Here is a 1852-nt window from a genome sequence, read left to right as displayed (position 1 = left end):
TTGCGTCCCGCCATATCTCTATCGTCCCTTCTTCGCCCTCACCAGGGCAATCAGGACTCTAGAACAACCCGGACCTACTCACAGGGGACATGCCATGGGCCCAGCACCACACCACGGCCTGCAATTTGAACGCGGTCTCCTCCGGCGGATTATTCTGCAGCGATCAGCTGTGACGTCGCCAGACGCATACATCCACGACTCACCAAGATACGGGGCGGGGGCGGAGTGCGAACATTACAGGTGCACAAGGGCGGCTGTTCTTAATTCTTCCGATACTTTGCGATAGCACAGGCAAAACCGCCTCCAACAAATCTAGGAACTCTCACGGATCCTTACCAAAGAATGGTTTCATTCCGGATATCAACGCTATATTTCGGGACCACATTGTGGAGACGATGGACAACAGCGTTCGAATCCTAACCTTCCGAAGACTCCGAGCAGCACTCCTTTGGTATACCTATCGGCGGAATTCGGTTCAATCAAAGAAGCGGCAAATCGGATGGCAATATCACAGCACGGTGGCCTTACCGAAATTATCGGAAATGAGAATAGGCCGAATTGCGAGAATGTATTCAAGCTCGCACGACACTAATGGAATCGTGCAGTGGTGAATATCCGTTTTGACCACCATTGCGGACTGGCAACCATAGAACACCTCCGACAGAAAATCAGCCCAGGAGGCAGGACAAACGATTCGGCGCGAGGTCCTGCCAAGATCATTTCTCCCACTGTATTACTCACGGCAGACCTCAGCGGAACTGCCCGTCTCCATTGTTCAGCGAACAGAAGATGTTGCCGTCTCAACTGATGCGCCCGGATAATCCCAATCGATCTGCGGCCGCTATTGACTTCCCTACAGTAGTGGGCAACTCTTATTTGGGGAGCATGGGGATCACGGGCTCGGCCCTTATCGGCTGTCCCACGAGACGTGGAGGATAAAACGTATTCTCCTTCACCTCCAATACGAGCACCCTCGACTTCCCATCGTGACACATTAGGGGGCGCAATGACTGGTACCGAAATCCGATGGGCTCGCACCCTTGCTGCACCTGCGGGAGAGGATCTCCATGGGTCACCTCCCACTAACGTGCTAGGCGAACCGAACGCATACACCTACGCGATCCACGACGAGACTCCGTCAATCACGGTGAAGGACTTCGGTCGCAGCTATAGGGGGTTGGTCGATCTACTGGGCTCGGCATTTGCTGGCGACAAGGTGAGTCCCGACGTTTTCAGGAACGCGGATGTACTTGCCTTCGAGCACAACGGAACGTACCCGGCTCCGTCGGGTGGCTGGGAGAGTTGCGAGTGGAAGTTCAGCGATAGAGAAAACTCACTAGTAGTGAGATGGGATGCTTCAGCTTCTGCCCCCCGTGATGCCCACGTGGTGGCGAACGGCAGCATCAGAGGGGATGAATTCTGTGCATTCTTTCACGTGCCCGAGCCGGATTTGCTGGAGGTAAACACCGGAGCTACCTCCGCCAAGGAGGCAGTTGTTTCTTTCCTGCTCTTCAAGGTTCGACCCGAGATAGACATACACGACGAATCGTTCGAAATCGCCATCAATCTGACTGTAACCTCACCCGATGTAGATGCCATCGGTGTATTGGTACACGACGACGATCCCGAAACGAGGTGACTTGAATCCGGATCAGTATCGTCAGACAGCACTGACCGACCTCGTCAACTCTCTGCTCACTTCCCGACGCATCGTCAAGGAGGAGCACGGCGGCGAGGCGGTGACTGAGAAACCTAATCTGGCTCTTCGCAGTTGGTAGGGGCAGGTGTCGACCGACCCCGTTGCCGTGTCGGTGATTGAAAAAGGGCCCGCGCCCTTGTGAGCTGGGTGTTC

General features: G+C 54.8%; 1 protein-coding gene. It reads left to right on the top strand.

Annotation, left to right across the window (positions count from 1 at the left end; translation table 11 throughout):
- Positions 1–1006: 1006 nt before the first annotated feature.
- Complete coding sequence (locus ABZ789_RS22595) at positions 1007–1639, top strand: hypothetical protein (RefSeq protein WP_358428896.1); 633 nt, start codon at positions 1007–1009, stop codon at positions 1637–1639.
- Positions 1640–1852: the final 213 nt, after the last annotated feature.

Source organism: Rhodococcus sp. NPDC047139 (assembly GCF_040643435.1).
Taxonomy (GTDB): domain Bacteria; phylum Actinomycetota; class Actinomycetes; order Mycobacteriales; family Mycobacteriaceae; genus Rhodococcus.
The sequence above is the reverse complement of the archived record's forward strand: the minus strand, read 5'-3'. Positions and strand labels throughout refer to the sequence as shown.

Coding starts and splice junctions, on each gene's coding strand:
- ABZ789_RS22595 (WP_358428896.1), top strand. CDS start 1,007: ATGACTGGTACCGAAATCCGATGGGCTCGCACCCTTGCTGCACCTGCG.